At 42.0% G+C, this 19,863-nt stretch carries 17 protein-coding genes; 6 read left to right on the forward strand and 11 right to left on the reverse strand.

Features of this window, described 5'->3' with window-relative positions; translation table 11 throughout:
* Positions 1-4: 4 nt before the first annotated feature.
* The 6 genes from paaZ (at position 5) to O9316_RS09420 (ending at position 8,949) form a co-directional block, all read left to right on the forward strand.
* On the forward strand, positions 5-2,503 hold the full coding sequence (paaZ, locus tag O9316_RS09395) for a phenylacetic acid degradation bifunctional protein PaaZ (protein ID WP_298203882.1): 2,499 nt from the start codon (positions 5-7) through the stop codon (positions 2,501-2,503).
* Between the two features lie 215 nt (positions 2,504-2,718).
* A complete protein-coding gene (locus tag O9316_RS09400) occupies positions 2,719-3,468 on the forward strand; it encodes an enoyl-CoA hydratase/isomerase family protein (protein ID WP_298203883.1) in 750 nt (249 codons plus the stop codon).
* A gap of 314 nt (positions 3,469-3,782) precedes the next feature.
* The gene (locus O9316_RS09405; RefSeq protein ID WP_298203884.1) at positions 3,783-4,379 is read left to right on the forward strand and encodes a transferase hexapeptide repeat family protein; all 597 of its coding nucleotides are present in this window, start codon (positions 3,783-3,785) and stop codon (positions 4,377-4,379) included.
* Positions 4,380-4,460: 81 nt separating this feature from the next.
* Positions 4,461-5,777, forward strand: coding sequence for a dihydrolipoamide acetyltransferase family protein (locus tag O9316_RS09410; protein WP_298203885.1), 1,317 nt, complete (start codon positions 4,461-4,463; stop codon positions 5,775-5,777).
* Positions 5,778-5,783: 6 nt separating this feature from the next.
* Entirely contained in the window at positions 5,784-6,848 is a 1,065-nt protein-coding gene (locus O9316_RS09415) for a branched-chain amino acid aminotransferase (RefSeq protein ID WP_366941539.1), read from the forward strand.
* Positions 6,849-6,873: 25 nt separating this feature from the next.
* Entirely contained in the window at positions 6,874-8,949 is a 2,076-nt protein-coding gene (locus O9316_RS09420; protein WP_298203886.1) for a thiamine pyrophosphate-dependent enzyme, read from the forward strand.
* A 407-nt stretch (positions 8,950-9,356) separates the two neighbouring features.
* Here O9316_RS09420 and O9316_RS09425 read toward each other — a convergent pair whose 3' ends face one another.
* The 11 genes from O9316_RS09425 to O9316_RS09470 all read right to left on the reverse strand — a co-directional run bounded on the left by O9316_RS09425 (position 9,357) and on the right by O9316_RS09470 (position 19,836).
* Positions 9,357-9,530, reverse strand: coding sequence for a hypothetical protein (locus O9316_RS09425; RefSeq protein ID WP_298203887.1), 174 nt, complete (start codon positions 9,528-9,530; stop codon positions 9,357-9,359).
* Positions 9,531-10,197: 667 nt separating this feature from the next.
* Positions 10,198-10,515 (reverse strand): hypothetical protein, encoded by a 318-nt coding sequence (locus tag O9316_RS09430; RefSeq protein WP_298203888.1) that lies wholly within the window; start codon positions 10,513-10,515, stop codon positions 10,198-10,200.
* A gap of 256 nt (positions 10,516-10,771) precedes the next feature.
* Positions 10,772-11,674, reverse strand: a complete 903-nt coding sequence (locus O9316_RS09435; RefSeq protein ID WP_298203889.1) for a BRCT domain-containing protein — start codon at positions 11,672-11,674, stop codon at positions 10,772-10,774.
* Between the two features lie 152 nt (positions 11,675-11,826).
* A complete protein-coding gene (locus tag O9316_RS09440; protein WP_298203890.1) occupies positions 11,827-14,448 on the reverse strand; it encodes an AAA family ATPase in 2,622 nt (873 codons plus the stop codon).
* Positions 14,449-15,266: 818 nt separating this feature from the next.
* Positions 15,267-15,761: a DUF6169 family protein gene (locus O9316_RS09445; RefSeq protein WP_298203891.1), complete on the reverse strand. Its 495-nt coding sequence runs from the start codon at positions 15,759-15,761 to the stop codon at positions 15,267-15,269.
* On the reverse strand, positions 15,745-15,891 hold the full coding sequence (locus O9316_RS09450; RefSeq protein ID WP_298203892.1) for a hypothetical protein: 147 nt from the start codon (positions 15,889-15,891) through the stop codon (positions 15,745-15,747). Before O9316_RS09450 ends, O9316_RS09445 begins: the two co-directional genes overlap by 17 nt.
* A gap of 312 nt (positions 15,892-16,203) precedes the next feature.
* On the reverse strand, positions 16,204-16,416 hold the full coding sequence (locus O9316_RS13080) for a HepT-like ribonuclease domain-containing protein (RefSeq protein ID WP_366941540.1): 213 nt from the start codon (positions 16,414-16,416) through the stop codon (positions 16,204-16,206).
* Between the two features lie 112 nt (positions 16,417-16,528).
* A complete protein-coding gene (locus O9316_RS09455; protein ID WP_298203893.1) occupies positions 16,529-16,825 on the reverse strand; it encodes a nucleotidyltransferase family protein in 297 nt (98 codons plus the stop codon).
* Between the two features lie 232 nt (positions 16,826-17,057).
* A complete protein-coding gene (locus O9316_RS09460) occupies positions 17,058-17,597 on the reverse strand; it encodes a DUF4136 domain-containing protein (protein WP_298203894.1) in 540 nt (179 codons plus the stop codon).
* Positions 17,598-17,642: 45 nt separating this feature from the next.
* Entirely contained in the window at positions 17,643-19,628 is a 1,986-nt protein-coding gene (locus O9316_RS09465) for a urocanate hydratase (RefSeq protein ID WP_298203895.1), read from the reverse strand.
* Positions 19,629-19,632: 4 nt separating this feature from the next.
* Positions 19,633-19,836 (reverse strand): DUF5522 domain-containing protein, encoded by a 204-nt coding sequence (locus tag O9316_RS09470; protein ID WP_297518134.1) that lies wholly within the window; start codon positions 19,834-19,836, stop codon positions 19,633-19,635.
* Positions 19,837-19,863: the final 27 nt, after the last annotated feature.

The raw sequence follows: 19,863 nt of genomic DNA on the forward strand, positions 1-19,863 counted from the left end.
TGATATGAATAAAATTCAACATTACGTTTTAGGTCAGTGGACCAGCGCCACCGGTTCGGGTATACCTACCTACGATGCGGTGACGGGCGAGTTTATCGCAGAAACCTCTGTAGAAGGCTTGGATATTCCGGCAATTTTGCACTATGGTCGTACCAAAGGCGGTGAAAAATTGCGTAAAATGACGTTTCAAGAGCGCGGGAATATGCTCAAAAGTTTGGCGCTCTACTTAAACAAACGCAAAGAACAATTTTATGACCTCAGTTACCGCACCGGGGCAACGCGTGTCGATAGCTGGATTGATATTGAAGGGGGATTTGGAAACCTATTTGCCAATGCTTCCCTTCGTAAATTATTCCCGAATCAACCCTACCACGTAGAGGGCGATCCCATCGACTTATCGCGTGGCGGTCGTTTTATGGCGCATCACATTATGGTGCCCAAAAAAGGGGTGGCGATTCACATCAATGCGTTCAACTTCCCGATTTGGGGAATGTTGGAAAAATGCGCGGTCAACTGGATGGCGGGAATGCCTGCGGTAGTTTTACCCGCTCCTTCTACGTCGTATTTGACCGAAGCGGTGGTGCGTGAAATTATTGCATCGAACATCCTCCCGGAAGGTGCATTGCAACTCATTTGTGGTACCGTTACGAACATCTTTGATACGGTTGAAAGTCAGGACGTGATTACTTTCACGGGTTCGGCAGCTACCGGACGTAAGTTGAAAGCCCATCCACGCATCATCGAAGAAGCCGTTCCGTTTACAATGGAAGCGGATTCGTTGAATGCCTCTATCTTAGGCGCAGATGCCGTGCCGGGAACCCCCGAATTTGATTTATTCATCAACCAAGCGCGTAGCGAAATAACGGTGAAGGCCGGACAGAAATGTACCGCCATTCGCCGTATGATTGTTCCTGAAAACTTGATGGATGAGGTACAAAATGCCTTGGCCAAATCTTTAGATAAAGTAACGATTGGTGACCCACGCCTCAAAGAAGTGCGCATGGGGGCTTTAGTAAGCAAACACCAAGTTGAAGTACTCAAAAGTCGTGTGAACGAACTGGCGCAACACAGTCAGTTGGTGTACGGTGGCGATTGGGATAACATTGCCCTTCAAGGTGCCGATTTACAAGGGGCTTTCGTGGCGCCCGTTTTGTTGCGTCAAGACCGACCTTTCGAACATACTGCAGTACACGAAATCGAGGCCTTCGGTCCGGTGTCGACGCTTATGCCCTATAAAAATTTGGATGAAGCCATCGAATTGGCCCAAATGGGGAAAGGTTCGTTAGTGTCTTCTATTGTAACTAATTCCGATGAAATTGCGAAAGACTATGTAGTCAATGCTGCGTCACACCACGGACGTATTTTAGTGCTTAACCGTGAAAACGCCAAACAAAGCACGGGTCACGGTTCGCCCCTTCCGCTATTAGTACATGGCGGTCCCGGTCGTGCGGGTGGCGGGGAAGAAATGGGAGGCGTGCGCGGAATCAAGCATTATATGCAACGCTGTGCGATTCAAGGTTCGCCCACCACATTAACCGAAATCACCGGAATCTACCAAGCGAATGCGAAGTACAAAGAAGCCGACCAACATCCGTTCCAATACCATTGGGAGGATATCCAACCCGGAATGTCGTTGAAAACGCACAAGCGTACGATTACCGATACCGATATCATCAACTTTGCGAATTTAACCTGGGATCATTTCTATGCCCATACCGATATCACCTCGTTGGATGGAAGTATTTTTGAAAAGCGTACGGCCCACGGCTACTTTATATTGGCAGCGGCAGCGGGCTTGTTCGTCTACCCCAACAAAGGACCGGTGGCGGCCAATTACGGTTTGGAAGAATGCCGTTTCTTACGTCCGTTGTACCATAATGATACAGTGTATGTACGACTCACGTGCAAACAGAAAATCGAGCGGGATGTGGCTTCGGCCGAACATCCGAGTGGGATTGTAAAATGGTTTGTTGAAGTCTTTGACAGTGAAGACGAATTGGTAGCGGTGGCTACGATTCTGACCATGGTGCAGAAAAAACAAACCGTATTTACCGAAATGACTTCCGCTAAAATCCAAGAATGTTTGGACAAATTAACGGAAGCCTCGCAACCGAAATGGGGGATTCTTACGGCCCAACATTTGATCGAACATTTGGAAGAAGGCTACCGTATCCTATCGGGTGAAAAGCAAGATTTCGAGATTGCGACACCAGAGAAGATTTTGGATAAAGTGCACCACTCGTTATACAATTACGAACCGTTCCCGAAAGGAACCGCTTACCCAACGATGAAGAAAGGCGAGTTGGAAGACTTAATCCATCCGGATTTAGCGACAGCCAAAGCCAAATTCTGGGAAGCGCGCGAGGCGTATGTCGCGTTCTTCAAGCAAAACCCCGAAGCGGTGATGAAGAATAGGGTCTTCGGTCATTTGAACCGTTACGAGAGTTATTTACTCGAACGCAAACATTTGAACCACCATTTTGAACAGTTTGATCTACTGTAAGAATTGGGAGCTATTTCCCGCTTTCGCCTTTACCTGCCTGCCGTCAGGCAGGTCTCTCCGCTCCGCTGCGAGGATATCGGCTCTATCGGGGCTAATGCTTTAGCGAAGCAAGAAGATAGATGCTATTAACTGAATACTGAATACTGAATACTGAATACTGATCACTGTATACTGTATACTGTATACTGAACACTGAACACTGAACACTGAAAGAAATGGAACCTTACGTAAAACATACCTTACAAGAAAATATAGCTACGATTGAGTTTTTTCATCCGGAGCAGAATTCGTTGCCCGGAGCGGTATTAGCTGAATTGGCGCAAACGATTACCGAAGTGGGCCACCGCGACGAGGTGAAAGTCATTATTTTACAAAGCGGTGGCGACCGTACGTTTTGTGCGGGAGCGAGTTTCAAGGAACTCATCGCCATCAATGATGCGGCTACGGGGAAAGTATTTTTCTCGGGTTTTGCGAATGTCATCAATGCGATGCGCAAATGTCCGAAGTTGATCATCGGACGTATTCAAGGGAAAACGGTAGGTGGTGGCGTTGGAATTGCTGCGGCAACCGACTATTGTATGGCCACCCAGTTTGCCGCGATTAAGTTGAGCGAACTCAACGTGGGGATCGGACCCTTTGTGGTGTCACCCGCCATTGAACGCAAAATGGGCGTTTCCGCAACTTCGCAGATCGCCATTGATGCCAATACCTTTTATGAAGCCTCGTGGGCGCGTGAGAAAGGTTTGTTTGCACAAGTTTTTCCTTCGTTGGAAGAATTGGATGCCGCCGTTTGGGCATTTGCACAACACCTTTGCACCTACAATCCCGAAGCCATGCTGGAGATGAAGAAAGTCTTCTGGCGCGGCACCGACGATTGGGATACCTTACTCGCCGAACGCGCAGCCATCAGTGGCCGTTTGGTATTGAGTGAGTTTACGAAGCAAAAATTGGAGAAGTTTAAGTAAGAGTGACTAGTGACTAGTGACTAGTCTTTAGTCGTTAGAGTAAAAAGTGACTAGTGATTAGTGACTAGTCGTTAGTCATTAGACGTTTGAGTAACTAGTGACTAGTTTTCAAACAATGGACGGAGTAAATAGTAAACAGTGAACAGTATGTAGTAAACAGTAAACAGTAAGCAGTAAGCAGTGGACAGTAAGCAGTAAGCAGTGGACAATAAGCAGTAATTAGTTGGTAGTAATCACTAGTTACTAATCACTAGTCACTAATCACTAGTCACTAATCACTAATCACTAATCACAAAAAATAACCAATCATTACTATGATATACGCATTCAAAGGGTTCATCCCCGTTATTCACGAGAGTAGTTTTATTCACCCGCAGGCTTCGGTGACGGGGAATGTGATTATTGGGAAAAACGTATATGTTGGACCCGGGGCTGCTATCCGTGGGGATTGGGGCGAAATCATCATTGAAGACGGGTGCAATGTGCAAGAGAATTGTACGCTACACATGTTTCCTGGAAAGACGATGGTCTTGAAAGCGGGTGCGCATATTGGTCACGGTGCCATTATTCACGGTGCTAATGTGGGTGCGAATTGCTTGATTGGGATGAATGCCGTGTTGATGGATGATGTAAACGTAGGCGATGAATGTATCATCGGGGCGTTGGCGTTTGTCAAAGCGGGGATGCAGATTCCGAATCGGAAGCTGGTGGTGGGGAATCCGGCTGAAATCATTAAAGACGTTTCGGATGAAATGATTGCTTGGAAAACCAAAGGAACTAAGTTGTACCAACAGTTGCCCCAAGAATGTTATGAAACGCTACAGGCGGTTGAACCTTTACGAGAAATCCCTAAAGACCGACCCACGCAAGAAGCGTTTTATGCCACCTTACAAGAATTTAAAAAGAAATAAATACGGGTTCCAATTGTAATCGTTATCCCTTCAATAGGAGAATAACTTGAAACTTGAAACCTGAAACCTGAAACAAAAACAATGGTTGAATTCAAAATGCCCAAGCTGGGTGAAAGTATTGCAGAAGCCACCGTTATCAGTTGGTTGAAAAATGTCGGGGATTATATCGCGGCCGAAGAGACCCTCTTGGAAGTCGCTACCGACAAAGTAGACAGCGAGGTGCCGTCACCCGTTTCGGGAGTTATTAAAGAAATTCGTTTTCAAAAAAACGATGTGGTTGCCGTGGGCACCGTGATGGCGTTGATTGAAGCGACGGAGCAGTCTACAGTAAGCAGTGAACAGTCTTCAGTAAGCAGTGAGCAGTCGACAGTAAACAGTGAACAGTCGACAGTAAACAGTAAACAGTCAGCCGATCAAGGCAGGTCGCAGGCGCAGGCTCCAACTCAGGCGAAGCTGCGTCAGGGGGGGACTACCTTTTTGTCTCCGCTGATCATTAGCATTGCACAAAAGGAAAACCTCTCGATTGAGGAACTGCAATTGATTCCGGGGTCGGGTGCTGACGGACGTTTACAAAAAAGCGATGTGTATCAGTATTTGAGCAACCGCAAATACCCCGTGCAAAGTAAACCGGTGGTTGCCAACCCATCGACGTCTTCTTACCCTAAACCGAAAATCAATTATACCGAAGGGAAAGATTATATCATCGAAATGGACCGTATGCGCAAGATGATTGCCGACCATATGGTGTATTCGAAGCAAACCTCACCACACGTAACTTCGTATTTGGAGATTGACGTGACCAACTTGGTGGCATGGCGTACCGCTCATAAAGATACGTTTCAAGCGAAGACTGGGGAGAAGTTGACTTTTACTCCCTTGTTTGTGGAGGCCGTTGCCAAAGCGATTCAGGAGTATCCGTTGATTAATGTGGCGGTAGAGGACACCAAAATCTATGTACGAAAAGAGATTAATATCGGGATGGCTACCGCACTTCCTACTGGGAATTTGATTGTTCCGGTCGTGCGTAATGCCAATGAAAAATCCCTTGCCGCGTTGGCGCAAGAGGTCAATCACTTGGCGGAAAGTGCGCGCAATAATAAATTAAAACCCGAAGAGATTCAGGGGAGCACTTTCACGATTTCCAACGTGGGTACCTTCGGAAGTTTGATGGGTACACCGATTATCAACCAACCGGAAGTGGCGATTTTAGCCTTTGGAATTATCAAAAAGCGTCCGGAGGTGATTACTACGGAAAAAGGAGATGAGATCGCGATTCGCAGTATGATGTTTCTCTCGCTCTCGTTTGACCATCGGGTGGTGGACGGCTTCTTAGGGGGTTCGTTCCTACGCAAGGTGGGCGATTATCTCGAACAATTTGATACCAACACAACCTACTAAAATAGCATGATACCAATGACGCAAGAAATTAAAATTACAAAAGTAGCCCAGTCGCAAGCGGCCGGTGTGGACTTTCACAACATCGTGATGGGCACGCGCTTTAGCGACCATATGTTTATTTGTGACTATGAAAATGGGGCGTGGCACAACCCGCGTATCGAACCCTTAGCCTTGATTCCGACGCATCCAGCCGCCATGGCGTTGCATTACGGACAGGCGATATTTGAAGGTATGAAAGCCACCTTGGGTCAAGACGGTACACCGTTGTTGTTCCGTCCGGAGGAGAATGCCAAGCGGTTAAACCACAGTGCTGATCGTATGGGGATGCCTGCCTTTCCTGAAGATTTGTTTGTGGAAGCATTAAAACAATATGTAGCTATTGAGAAAGCATGGATTCCGACACAAGAAGGTAGCGCCTTGTATTTACGTCCGTTTATGTATGCGGATGAGGCGTTTATCGGGATGCGTGCGGCTACCTCGTATAAATTTATCATCATGGCCTCACCGGCGGGTCCTTTCTTTAGTCGCAAGATTAAACTGTATGCGGAGAAGAAATACGTTCGTGCCGTAAACGGAGGAACTGGAGAAGCGAAAGCGGCTGGAAATTATGCAGCAGCGATTCGTCCAACTGAGTATGCCAAAGCAAAAGGGTACGACCAAGTCTTGTGGTTGGATGCCCATGATTTTAATTATATCCAAGAAGTGGGAACCATGAACATTTTCTTTAAAGTGGATGGGAAGTTCATCACCCCGAGTTTGAGTGGTTCTATTTTGAATGGAATTACGCGCATGAGTGTGATTGACTTGTTGCGTCACAAAGGCTATGAGGTGACGGAGCGTCCGATTACGATGGATGAAATCAAAGCGGCTCATGCGGCCGGACTTTTAGAAGAAGCCTTTGGTACGGGAACTGCTGTGGGTATTGCGATGGTGGAGGAAATCGGGAATAATGATTTCACGTTGACCTTGCCCGAAGCCAATCCCGTTTCGCATATGGTCAATGACACCTTGAATGCCCTTAAAGTTCAACAGGAAGCCGATCCGTTTGGATGGATTGTGCCCGCTCGTTAATTCGCGCTTGACGCGCCCCCTCATTATGTTAGATAAAAAAATACTTGAAAAAGCGTTTACGACCTTAGTGACTGCCAAAACAATGGCGGAATGGTACGAAGCGAATTTTAAAACCGTTTCCAAATATGTGCATGCAACATCACGCGGTCATGAAGCGATTCAGATTGCGGTGGCGATGCAATTGGGTCCCCAAGATTATGCCTTCCCGTATTACCGTGATGACGCGATGTTGTTGGGGATTGGCATGCAGCCCTATGATTTGATGTTGCAATTGCTGGCGAAGCGTGACGATCCGTTTTCTGGGGGTCGCACGTACTACTGTCACCCGAGTTTGCGCGATGCTGACAAACCCAAGATTCCGCACCAGTCGTCTGCGACGGGGATGCAAGCGATTCCCGCGACGGGCGCTGCGATGGGATTTTGGTACAAAGAGAATTGCCCCCCGACCCCCGAAGGGGGCGGATTCGAAGCAGAATTACCCCCGTTGGGGGAAAGGGGGCTGGTGGTTTGTTCGCTGGGTGATGCTTCGGTGACAGAAGGAGAGATTGCGGAAGCGTTTCAAATGGCGGCGTTGAAGCAGTTGCCGATTTTATATTTAGTACAAGATAACGGCTGGGATATTTCGGCGAATGCCAAAGAAACCCGTGCCCAAAATGCGTTTGAATATGCGAAGGGCTTCCATGGTTTGGAGGCGATTAGCATTGATGGCGCGAATTTTATAGAAAGTTATACCGCACTGGAGCAGGTCATTCAAACGATACGTACCGAGCGTCGTCCGTTTTTGGTACATGCGAAAGTGCCGTTGTTGAACCACCACACTTCTGGGGTGCGCATGGAATGGTACCGGGACGACTTGGACGAAGCGCGTTCGCGGGATCCATATCCGGTGCTATGGCAACAAATGCGGGAAGCGGGTTTCACGGAAAGCGATTTGCAAGCGATTGAAGCCGCCGTTTTAGCAAAAGTGGAAGCGGATTACGAAAAGGCGTTGGCGGCAGAAGATCCACGCCCGGAGGATTTGTTTACGCATGATTTTGCCCCTACACCGATTACGGAGGAAGTGGGCGAGCGCTGTCCAGAGCGGGAGGATAAAGTGGTGATGGTGGATTGTGCTTTGTTTGCCGTCGAAGAACTGATGAAACAGCATCCCGAATGTTTGTTGTACGGACAAGACGTAGGTGGACGCTTGGGCGGTGTATTCCGTGAAGCGGCGACCTTGGCGCAGAAGTTTGGCGACAACCGGGTATTTAATACGCCCATTCAAGAAGCCTTTATTGTGGGTTCGACCGTGGGGATGTCGGCGGTAGGCTTAAAACCGATTGTTGAGGTACAGTTTGCCGATTACATTTGGCCGGGCTTAAACCAGTTGTTTACCGAGGTGAGTCGCTCCAACTATTTAACCAACGGAAAGTGGCCGGTGAGTATGATCTTGCGGGTGCCGATTGGGGCGTATGGTAGCGGCGGACCTTATCACTCGTCTTCTGTGGAGAGTGTGTTGACGAATATTCGTGGGATTAAGATTGCGTATCCGAGTAACGGGGCGGACTTGAAGGGCTTGCTGAAAGCGGCTTACTACGACCCGAATCCGGTGGTGATTTTGGAACACAAAGGGTTGTACTGGAGTAAGGTGAAAGGCACGGAGATGGCGCGGGTGAACGAACCTTCGGAAGACTATGTGTTACCGTTTGGAAAAGCAACTATTGTACAAGAAATATGGCCGCAAGAAACCCAAGAGACCGTTACGGTGATTACCTACGGGATGGGGGTGCATTGGGCATTGAACGCTTCGGCGGGGATGGCAACACAGGTGGAGATTGTGGACTTGCGTACGCTGTATCCTCTGGATGAAGAAACGATTTTCAAATCAGTACGTAAGGCGAAGAAATGTTTGGTGGTGACGGAAGAGCCGGTGAACAATTCGTTTGCACGGAGTTTGGCGGGTCGTATTCAAGAGGTGTGTTTCCGTGACTTGGATGCGCCGGTGATGGTGATTGGTTCGGAAAATCTTCCGGCGATACCGTTGAACAGTACGCTAGAGCAAACGATGATTCCTAGTGCGGAAAAGGTGCGGGTGAAGATTGAAGAACTTTTACGGTATTAGTTTAAAGTTTCAGGTTTCAAGTTTCAAGTTTTGGAACGTATAGAATCCCGAGGATGATCAGGTGTGGTTGTTCTCGGGGTTTTGTTTTTGTTTAAAGTTTAAAGTTTAAGGTTTCAGGTTTCAGGTTTATCCCGGAATTTCGGGATCAGGTTTCAAGTTGTGGTGTAAAAGCTTAATTCTCTTAATGGTTAATTTAGTATATAGCGACTTTTTTTAACCGCAAAGTGGCAAAGAATTCGCAAAGTTCGCGAAGTTTTTAAAGGGGAGGAAGGCGCTGCGCTTTTGGTAAGTTTCAGGTTTGAAGTTTCAAGTTTCAAGTTTCAGGTTGGGGTGTAATGAGGACGTATGTGGGATTGCGGGAGGAAAAGTTTAAAAAAGTGTAATGGAGTAAATTGTCGTTTCGATTACTAAGGAGCTCTACAACGTCCTGTTTGTTTCATTTCGACGATAGGAGAAATCCCATTCCATTCTTCACGCAACGATTGAAACCCATGGTAAAAATTAAATCCATCAAAATAAAAAACCACTTTTTTGGGAGGTATTTGTTGGATTTCTTCAGCTTGTTTTATTTCTTCAGTCATAAGTGCATATAAAAAAAAAGCTCCCAGTAGGAGCAGGTTCATAATACTGAGATTATGAGGTGGCGTTAATAGGTAACAAAAATAAAACTATTTTTTATAAAAACAATTTTTTTGTTTCAGGTTTCAAGTTTATTCCGCTTCGCTCCATCAGTCGGCTAAAGCCTCGTGTCAGGTTTCAAGTTTAAAGTTTTAGGTTGGTGGGTTGGTGGGAGGTATGTGGTTCTAGTGGGGTTTTTACTTTTTGTCTTGACACAAAAAGTAACAAAAAAGTCAAGGCATTTGCAGTGAACAGTTGCAGTATTCAGAAATCAGTATTGCTAAATAAATCTAGATGCTTCAATTCATTTATTCGGTGCTCCTATGCAGATGCTGTTTTTTGAACTTGAAACCATTCATAATTTATAATTCATCATTCATAATTATAAAAATGTGGGTTGCTCCTTGCCGCTCCAACCCTTGAAAAGATACGCTTTTTTCTATTAGGCCGAGGACGTCCTACAAACGTATGTGCACGAATACACTGAAAACCGTCCTGTTTTGATCGTTCTTCAGTTATCGGTTGGAATTTTGAATTTTGTTTTTTTTAAAATTTAAGGTTGTTGTGTTATATGAATGCCTGTGGATTAGTGGAGGAGGGTAAAAGTTTATGTAGCCTTCCCTAAAAATGTTAGGGAAGGCTACACTCAGTTTGATTAATCAGATTTTCAAAAGCTTTTGTAATTCTAACTAATTGCGTCTGCTCTTCTTCAAATAAAGTGTTAAGGTCTGGCACATTATCTTTCCAACTTATTCTAAATTTTAATGGCTGTTCAGAAAGTAAAGCCTTAATGAAATTGTCAGGTAAATTTTTATCAATATGAGAAAGTCTATTTAAATCGAACTTATATCTGGAATTTGCAGGAATAGCATTTAAGTGAACACCTCTGCGATTACCAATTTTCAAACGTCTTTGTAGTTCTGTTAAAAGTTTCTCTGTTAATTCCATATAGTCTTATAGTGCGTTGAATAAAATTAGCTGTTTAGTTTTTATTATGCATTGTTTTGTGAGTCATGCAAATCCAAAAGGGCTTCTACTTTAATTTATATTAAATCTCATATACTGTGACATAATTTCAATCCACAAACCTGATTAGGTGGGCAAAGAGATAATTAGTATCCTGTCTAATTTAAAACTTTCCCTGTGAATTTTAAACATTTATTTTAAAAATATCTAACATAACTCACATCTAAATCTAACATTTTTACAACAAGTCATCAATTATATCACAAAAATCAAATTCATGAATTAGAACTATTGTATGTCCATCTTTTCGCATATTTAGTGCTTTCTCTACTTTTCTACCATAACAAGCAAATGCCCATGCAGGATTACCATTATCACCAACAATTAAATAATCAGTTTTTTTATTTACAGACTCTGTAGGGATTCCTCCAAGTTTTAAGATGTCATTATGCAATGATTCTCTGTTTCCTCTTTTTAGTACACCAGTAATACAGAATGTTTTACCCTTAAATTCTACATTAGGTTCACTTGAACAAAGACCAAAAATATTTATACCTGATGTTTCATTTTTAATTTTTTCAGAAACTTCTTTATCATTAATTTTAATGAATTGATTGAAATAAGCCTTAAGTACAAGAATTTCTTCTTCCTCAATTTTTCCATCAGATACAATTGAGAGAATTATACTTCTTAATTCATCATATGGGTAATATGTGTTGAGATGATCATTATCTTCTAACCATTTATGTAAATCATGTATTTCTCTTTCATTTATCTCTCCATCGGCTAGAATTCCATGACAAAGTCCTTGTAGAGTTTGAAGGTCAGTAGTTACTACATTGTAATAATAATTATCGGCTTCATATTTTTGACAAAGCCAATACAAGTCTTCAATGGCTTCTGATGAAGGTATGCTATTGGTGCTTGTAGCTGCAATTATTGACATGAACTCGTTAAATGGATTTCTCGAAATTAAATTATTGTGAGTTTGAGCCCATTTTTTTAATTCATTTATTTCTTTCTCATTTACCTCACCATCGAGATTTATACCTACTAGAATTCCTTTTAAAGAATTAATTGCTTTGTCAGCTTGTGATTTTGCCGTTAAAATATTTAGTGTTATTTGGTCTATATTACTCATAAGTTTGATTTAAAATTTGTTGTAATGTTTAGATTTTCAGAGAGGGAGATTTCAGAGCATAAAACTGTCAATATACCACAAAAGTTGAAGTGAGATTAAATCTTCAATTAACTGCTGAACCCGCCATTTTGCCAAACTGCTGTTATGCCTTGCTATTTTCTTCGCTTTCGTATTTCCGCTACATAATTCTCTAAAATAGTTAAGTCCGCAAGAAATTCATCAGAGTCTGGCATTTCTTCAATCAAAGATCCTGCTGTATCGTGACCAGTAAAGTAAGTAGAACATTTGCTCATATTGTCATCAACTATTTTGTAATCATTATCTGTTAAATCAATAATCTTTGATAACCTTTGAGTTTGAATTGCTCTACCAAATCGTTGGATTGCACCATTTAAAAAGACTTCTTCTATAAATCGTTCCCAAGTTTCTCGAAGCTTACCATAGAGAGCTTTAGCTCGTTCTTTATATACTTCCTCTGTTTCGGTTCTTTCAATTTTCTCTAGTTGTTGATATGCACTTTTCAATAGTCCAATACGTTTTCCAACAGGTAAAGCATCCCAAGGTGGGTTGCTGGCTATTAACCCTGTTTCCTTTTTTTTCCTTGTTAGACTTTTTATGTCTAACGCACAATTTATACTTTCCGAATGTTCTTGAATCATTAGAAGAAAGGTTATATCGTGCGTAAACACTATTACTTGTCTTTCTAGAGCTTCTTCTGTAATTCTTTTCGATATTTTATTTCGCCATTTGTGGTCAAGCGAAGAAACAGGGTCATCAAAAATGATTGCACTTTTATGTTCTGAAATAGATAACTCAGAAAAGAAGGTAGCTAAAGAGATACATCTATGTTCTCCCTCGCTTAAAATATCTTTTAAAGCAACATTATTTGAGTTGTTTTCATCAAGTCTTAAATAGTGATACTGTTTTCCTCTTTGTCCTTTTGTTTCAGTTTCTATTTTAATGTTTTTAAAACCGAGTTTACCTAATTCCTCTTTAAAATTTTGCTTAAGATTCTGATTTACATAACGTGTTGTCAGCTCATTGCTTAATGTGGTAATTGTTCGGGTATTACATTTACTGATACATTGATTAAGCAAGGCAACCTTTTTTTGTCGATAAATTTCTCGACCTAATTTTGGTTTATGCTCGTAAATTTTCTTTTCACCATATAATTGATTAAGTTCTTTCAATAAAGGCTTTAAATCTTCGTCAATAGATTGAACTTTCAATTTTTCATTTATTTCAGATAAGGAGTTAATTAAGTCTTGAATTAAAGTCTTTGGCGTGATGTCAACCTCAATGGCATTAATGTTTTCAATGGTTTTCATTGAATTAAATAATCCAACTATGTACGCCTTTTGCTGTGAAAGTAAGGTTAAATAATCTAATTGCATTTCCGAATAATTTTTAATTAGTTCATCTAATTCAAGAGAAATAGGGGCTTGTTCTTCAAAATCAAAATCAAGTTTGTACAAACTTTCAATTGCTAAATCATACCTTTCTTTGGCTTCGTCAAATGTTTTTTGAATGTCATTTTTTACAAAATCTTCAAATTTTGTGAACCTTTCTCGTGCCTGGACTTCCAAGGCTTGAAGACAAAGAGGACAACTACTATTATCTGACACATTTGGAAAGTTTTCTGATTGAGTGCTTTCGTTATAAAATTTCCTTGCACTTTCCCATAAAATTTTCCAAGCATTATTTCCAACACCTTGTATTGGTAAATCTGAAAATGCTGTATTTGAGGATTCCTCTAAAGCCTTTTTAGCGATACAAAAACCATTTAAAATCTGAGTTAGATTGTTAAGGGATTGACCTGTTAAATTGTTCTCTAAATTTTGATATTTATTTCTCAAAATTTCAAATCGCTTGATTTTCTCCTCATTAGATTTTAAACTTGTCTTCGGGTCTGTTGCTTTTAATTTTTCTACATCCTTAACAAGAGTTTCAATTCTTTCGTTTTTTGTAGCATTCCATTTTGATTCAGCTCTTAATTCATCTAAAGTTGAGTCTGCATTTAGGTTATCAAGAAATAATTTTGCAGTTGATTCTTCTGGAACTTGTAAAAGTCCGTAATCAAACTTTTGCATGGATGGATTGGAAAGCTCTTGGGTTAGTTGTGTTTCAATATTTTTTACAGCTTCTGCCAATTTCTCCACAATTGAGAGACCTAGAGGTATAAAAGCTATTTCATCTTCACCCTCTATATAATGATTTGCACTGTATGTGTCGAATACATCAATTTTTTTTAAAGTGTTTTCACTTACTGCTTCATTGATAAGATTAACAGTTGAGAAATTTATTCCATCAGAAGTATATTCTATGCTTGCTTTTTTATCATTTCCAGCACTAGTTGGGTCATATAAATTGGAGTTTATTTTAGGTTTGAGTCCTCTCGTGTTGCAGGAATGCTTTAAAATACTAACATAACTTGATTTACCTGAGCCATTATCTCCATAAACAATAGTTAGTCCACTTGGTGCGAATTTTAATTCACTTGACTTACATAAAGCATTTATATTATCTATGTTAGTGATTTTGGATAGTATGATATTGTCAGCATTTGTAGAGTTGTCAGCAAAATCTCTTAAATCATCAAAGTCAACGACATCAAACTCAAAATGAGAAAGTCCAAAATCAACCTTACAAATTTCCTTTAATTCAGAAATATCGGTTTCAGTAAGTTCATTATTTCTAATTAATCGGTCAACAGCTACTTGCCAAAATAAAGGCTTGTTAACTACCCAATCTATTATGTCATTCAGTATAGGCATATGTGTTTTAGTGTCTGTTTTTTATAAAAAGGCATAACGGCTGGCTAAGTCTGATTTTCTTAATCTAATCGCAAATTAAAAATAATTCTACAACCGTCACTAGGATTTTTCCTGTTTTACGTAAGTATTTTTCCTATACCTCAAAAATAAGACGTGGTTAAGGAGTAATTTTGCGGGTTTCCGCAAAAGGGCAATAAAAGATTTGGGGAGGTGGGTGTAATCCTATTTCGGGATGAAGTAGTACGGTGTAAAGTTGGGATAGGATTTAGCGTAAAATACTGTGGCATGGTGTGCAGCGCGTAGGCCTGTTATGTATACCAAATTCCGAGGCCCTAGCACTCAAAATGCGGTGCGCCTATCCTCCTCCTACCATGCGCCATAGATACGCCATAGATAGTCCATGAGGAGTCCATGAAAATTATTTTAAAAACAACCCTCAAAAACCCTCGAAAAGCATAAAAAACCATCGAAAAATGATGACTCGTTATGCGGTAAAAACGCGTTGGGAGGAACTATATTTTTTTTGCATTGACTGAGTTCCGTTTCGTTTTTTCGATGTGATAGGAGCTAACAGTGAAAGGGGTTGCTAAGCTGCTGAGTTGCTGAGCTGCTGAGTTGCTGAGCTGCTGAGCTTCTGAGCTTCTGAGTGGCTAAGCTTCTGAGTGGGTGGGGTGCTACGAAGTCAGGAGATTTCGCAGAGTGGGTTGCTAAGCTGCTGAGAAACTGAGTTGCTGAGCTTCTGAGTGGGTGGATTGCTGGGGAGTTGGGTGATTTTGCAGTATGGAGAGTATTACAGTTACTGATGTTGGGGGTGATTTTTATTTTGAATTTAAAACTTCTTCAATACTATTATATGCAGTTAGGACATACTCAATATTTGGGTTGTCATTATGGTATAATAAAGAAGTATAAAGCAAGTATGTTTCTCCATTAACTTCAAAATTAATAACATTATCAATTTTCGTTACAAATTTGTTGAAAGTGCTATTTAAATACCATCTATCAAATACATTAAATCTAATTTCTGCCTTTTCTTCATCTTCAGAACATATATAAATTAATGAATTTTGAGCATTCTCAAAGAAAGATTTTATGATGTTATCAATTGTTCGTCCAACAGCACTATCAAAGGGTTCAATAGCATCACTAACTTTTTCTATAATTACCTGATATACATTTTCAATAGCATTTTCAGATACAGAATCAAGAGTTTCATCAATTATAAATACAACTTTATATTCGATGTTGTTTTTAGTAGTAAAATTATAAGTGCTTGTATCTTCGTTAAAAGTGTAGCTATAACGGTTTGGCAAATTTGATACCTTTTTGAGTTACTGCTTCAATAGAAGTATTTCCTTTCAAAAAAGAACGAACAATAGTTTTATCTGCAACCATTTTGGTTATAGATTTCATTATTGATTCTTTTGTGACTATTCTTTTCATACTGCAAATATATTACTTTCTCTTAATCAATCATCTAGCTAGGTAATTTTTTAACGATCGTAATTTCTCTATTACAATTGTTGTTTTTTTGCTTAACACTATCATTATAAAAATTAATTGTTTTAATTAAATCAGATGTTTTTGAAAAATCACCGATAGTGGTTGGATAAGTTGCTTCTGTAAATTAACAATAATTCTACAATCGTTACTGGGATTTTTTAGAGCTGATAAGCTACTGAGCTTCTAAGCTTCTGAGCGGGTGGGTTGCTTATCAGCGCGGGAGACTTCGCAGAGCGGGTGGGCGGGGTGGTATTAGGTAAGGACTTCAGAAATTTGTTGCTTCATGTTGGGTATTTTATTTTTTATAACATCCCAAACAATAGTATAATTAACCCCCATGTAATCATGAATTAAGCGGTCTCTCATTCCTGCCATATTCTTCCATGGGATTGTATTCGATTTAACTTTAAAATCGGCAGGGATTTTCTTAGTTGCTTCACCAATAATTTCATAGCTTCTGACAATAGCTCTTTAAAGGGTTTCATCATTTAAAAAAACATCGTATTCCAAATCGCTACTAACAGAAATGATATAGGTACATTCATCAAGAATATGTCTTAGGTATTCTTTTGGTTCTTTAGACATATAGAACTTCATTTAAGATTTTCGGACCAATATAGGGACTCAATCCATTTTTAGTTACCACTTCAATTTTTTCATTCTTGAATATTTTTTCAAACAAATCACAGGCTGCCATATAGTTGTCGAAGTTTTCTTTCTCTGGTTCAAAATCAATCAACAAGTCGATATCACTTTCTTTTGATTGTTCTCCATGGAGGTATGAACCAAAAAGGCCAACGCTACGAATACCAAACTTCGTAAGTTTTAATTTGTTGGATTTCAACGTTTTTAATATGTGCTCTTTTGTTGTCATGAGTAACTTTGTTCAAATATACAAAAGATTGTTTTCTGAATAAGAAGGTGGTTAAAAATTACCAAGAGCGTTGCATAAGGAAATAAGTGGCTGAGCTACTGAGCTTCTATGCTTCTGAGCGGGGTAGGGCTACAGGCGAAATCAGGCGTTTGTTCATGGCGTGGAATGGGTACTTAAAAGTACAAAAAAAACCGAAGCAGGGGTGTGCTTCGGTTGCTCTTTGGTATTGTACTTATTTGGTTTTTAACTGCGGGGGGTATTCCGCCAGGATTTGAGTCACAAACTCCTTAATGTTCTCGTCCTTTTTCTCCGTACGTTTGGTGAGTTCGCCTTCGCCGACGCCCTGCCAAATCAGTTCTTTTGTTTTGGCATCTCTGAAGTCAATGGTCAGTTTTCCCTCGACATACTGGTACACATTGTTGAAGCCACCGCCCCAACCCCAAGCGCCCCAGCCCCAGCCCCAACCCCAGCCCCACATGGGTGATTGGATAACATCGACTTGCTCTTTCTCTTGAGTGAAAATGGACACAATTAAATCGGGCGTCTCACTTTTGGTAAAGCCTTTCGTAGCCATCACCTCGTCGATCGAACGTAAAATACGCCGCTTGTCCAAGTCCGAAATGGCCGCTTTGTCAATGGCCGCTTTTTGATAGGCATAGGTCTTGTACTGACTAAATGTGACATTCTTATCATAGTCAGCATTCACCCGAATGGTACTACAGGACGTTAAGCATAACGCCAAAACTGCGGTGAGTAAAAATAGTTTTTTCATAACAATTGGTATTTAAAGTGCAGCTTCTTTCCAAGTGGAAATAGGCTACAACAAGGTTTCGTCTACCAAATGGGGAAGCGTCACTTTCAAAAGCGGTTCCACTTCCATGGCGCGTTTAATCGCAAAAATAGCGCCTTCATTGCGGGCCCAACTGCGGCGGGAAATTCCGTTGTTCACGTCCCAGAACAGCATGGATTTCAGGCGTCTATCGCTATCGGCAGTCCCATCAAGAACCATACCAAAGCCCCCGTTCATTACTTCGCCCCAACCGACACCGCCACCGTTGTGAATCGATACCCAAGTCGCCCCTCGGAAACTGTCGCCAATCACATTGTGAATCGCCATGTCGGAGGTAAAACGGGAACCGTCATAAATGTTGGACGTTTCGCGATACGGCGAATCCGTTCCTGAAACATCATGGTGGTCGCGGCCAAGAATGATGTAGCCAATCTCGCCACGCGCAATCGCTTGGTTAAAGGCCTCGGCTATTTTCATACGCCCTTCGGCATCAGCATACAAAATCCGGGCTTGTGAACCGACCACTAATTTATTCTCTTGTGCTCCTTTGATCCATTGGATGTTGTCAGCCATTTGTTGGCGAATCTCCTCGGGAGCGGTTTCCATGATTTTTTCTAACACCGCACAAGCTAGGGCATCGGTTTTCTTTAAGTCTTCGGGATCGCCCGAGGCACAAACCCAACGAAAGGGGCCGAACCCATAGTCAAAACACATCGGACCCATAATGTCTTGCACGTAGCTTGGGAATTTGAATTCACGACCCAACGTCGGATGGTCGTTCATCACATCAGCCCCAGCACGAGACGCTTCAAGTAAGAACGCATTGCCATAGTCAAAGAAATAAGTGCCTTTGGCCGTGTGCTTGTTAATGGCTGCTGCATGGCGACGGAGTGTTTTTTGGACTTCCTCGCGGAACTTCTCGGGTTGGTGGGCCATCAAGGCATTGGATTCTTCAAAGCTGTATCCCATCGGGTAATAACCGCCCGCCCACGGATTGTGTAGCGAGGTTTGGTCAGAACCCAAATCAATGTGAATGTTTTCGGCATCAAAGCGTTCCCATACATCCACAATATTCCCAAGGTAAGCGATGGATACCACTTCTTTGGTTTCTTGGGCTGTACGAACGCGGGTTACAAGTGCGTCGATATCTTCGATAATCTCGTGAATCCAACCTTGTTCGTGGCGGATGCGGGTGATTTTGGGGTTGACTTCAGCGCAAACCGTAATACAACCCGCAATAGTGCCTGCTTTGGGTTGCGCACCACTCATGCCTCCCAACCCCGAGGTCACAAACAAGTTGCCACTCGGACTCTTTTTGATTTTGCGGAAACCGTTGAGTACGGTAATGGTGGTTCCGTGTACGATACCTTGGGGTCCGATGTACATATAACTCCCCGCTGTCATTTGTCCGTATTGGGTAACGCCCAGTGCGTTAAATTTTTCCCAGTCATCGGGTTTGGAGTAGTTGGGGATCATCATACCGTTGGTCACCACCACGCGCGGGGCATCTTTGTGCGACGGGAAGAGTCCCATGGGATGACCGGAATACATGACAAGCGTTTGCTCGTCGGTCATTTCGGCCAAATATTTCATAGTAAGGCGGTATTGTGCCCAGTTTTGGAACACAGCACCATTACCCCCATAGGTAATTAATTCATGCGGGTGTTGTGCAACAGCATAATCCAAGTTGTTTTGAATCATGAGCATGATGGCTTTGGCCTGCTCGCTTTTGCCAGGATATTCCGAAATCGGACGCGCATACATGCGGTAGTCGGGACGCAAACGGTACATGTAAATGCGGCCGTAGGTTTCGAGCTCCTCTTTGAATTCAGGAATAAGCTCGGCATGATGCTGCGGTTCAAAATAACGTAAGGCATTTTGGAGCGCCAACTTTTTCTCTTCTTCGTTTAAGATTTCTTTGCGTTTGGGCGCGTGATTGATTGCCGGATCATACGGTTTCGGTTGGGGTAAAACCTTAGGGATTCCCTCGAGTAGTTGTTCGTGAAAGGTCATTAATCTAATGTCTTGGTTTGTTGGTTTGTTTGTTTTGTCGAATGTCGCCCGTACTTTTATCAAAACCATAAGGGCAATGACGGCAACCCGATTTGCAACAATACCCACGCTTCAAATGGTAGCGTTCGGTAAAAACACGAAATCCTTCGGGACTGAGATAAAAATCTTCGCCTTCTTTGAGATTATTCGGATGGAGAGCGTCATTCATACCTACAAAATTAACAACTTTGCAAGA

The organism is Flavobacterium sp. (assembly GCF_027533505.1).
Lineage (GTDB): Bacteria > Bacteroidota > Bacteroidia > Flavobacteriales > Flavobacteriaceae > Flavobacterium.

Bases quoted from the DNA above. Each gene is read 5' to 3' on its own strand.
- O9316_RS09435 (WP_298203889.1), bottom strand. From the start codon at position 11,674: ATGAGTAATATAGACCAAATAACACTAAATATTTTAACGGCAAAATCA.
- O9316_RS09405 (WP_298203884.1), top strand. From the start codon at position 3,783: ATGATATACGCATTCAAAGGGTTCATCCCCGTTATTCACGAGAGTAGT.
- O9316_RS09440 (WP_298203890.1), bottom strand. From the start codon at position 14,448: ATGCCTATACTGAATGACATAATAGATTGGGTAGTTAACAAGCCTTTA.
- O9316_RS09425 (WP_298203887.1), bottom strand. From the start codon at position 9,530: ATGACTGAAGAAATAAAACAAGCTGAAGAAATCCAACAAATACCTCCC.
- O9316_RS09415 (WP_366941539.1), top strand. From the start codon at position 5,784: ATGATACCAATGACGCAAGAAATTAAAATTACAAAAGTAGCCCAGTCG.
- O9316_RS09450 (WP_298203892.1), bottom strand. From the start codon at position 15,891: ATGAAAAGAATAGTCACAAAAGAATCAATAATGAAATCTATAACCAAA.
- O9316_RS09410 (WP_298203885.1), top strand. From the start codon at position 4,461: ATGGTTGAATTCAAAATGCCCAAGCTGGGTGAAAGTATTGCAGAAGCC.
- O9316_RS09455 (WP_298203893.1), bottom strand. From the start codon at position 16,825: ATGACAACAAAAGAGCACATATTAAAAACGTTGAAATCCAACAAATTA.
- O9316_RS09400 (WP_298203883.1), top strand. From the start codon at position 2,719: ATGGAACCTTACGTAAAACATACCTTACAAGAAAATATAGCTACGATT.
- O9316_RS09460 (WP_298203894.1), bottom strand. From the start codon at position 17,597: ATGAAAAAACTATTTTTACTCACCGCAGTTTTGGCGTTATGCTTAACG.
- O9316_RS09430 (WP_298203888.1), bottom strand. From the start codon at position 10,515: ATGGAATTAACAGAGAAACTTTTAACAGAACTACAAAGACGTTTGAAA.
- O9316_RS09420 (WP_298203886.1), top strand. From the start codon at position 6,874: ATGTTAGATAAAAAAATACTTGAAAAAGCGTTTACGACCTTAGTGACT.
- O9316_RS09465 (WP_298203895.1), bottom strand. From the start codon at position 19,628: ATGACCTTTCACGAACAACTACTCGAGGGAATCCCTAAGGTTTTACCC.
- O9316_RS09470 (WP_297518134.1), bottom strand. From the start codon at position 19,836: ATGAATGACGCTCTCCATCCGAATAATCTCAAAGAAGGCGAAGATTTT.
- paaZ (WP_298203882.1), top strand. From the start codon at position 5: ATGAATAAAATTCAACATTACGTTTTAGGTCAGTGGACCAGCGCCACC.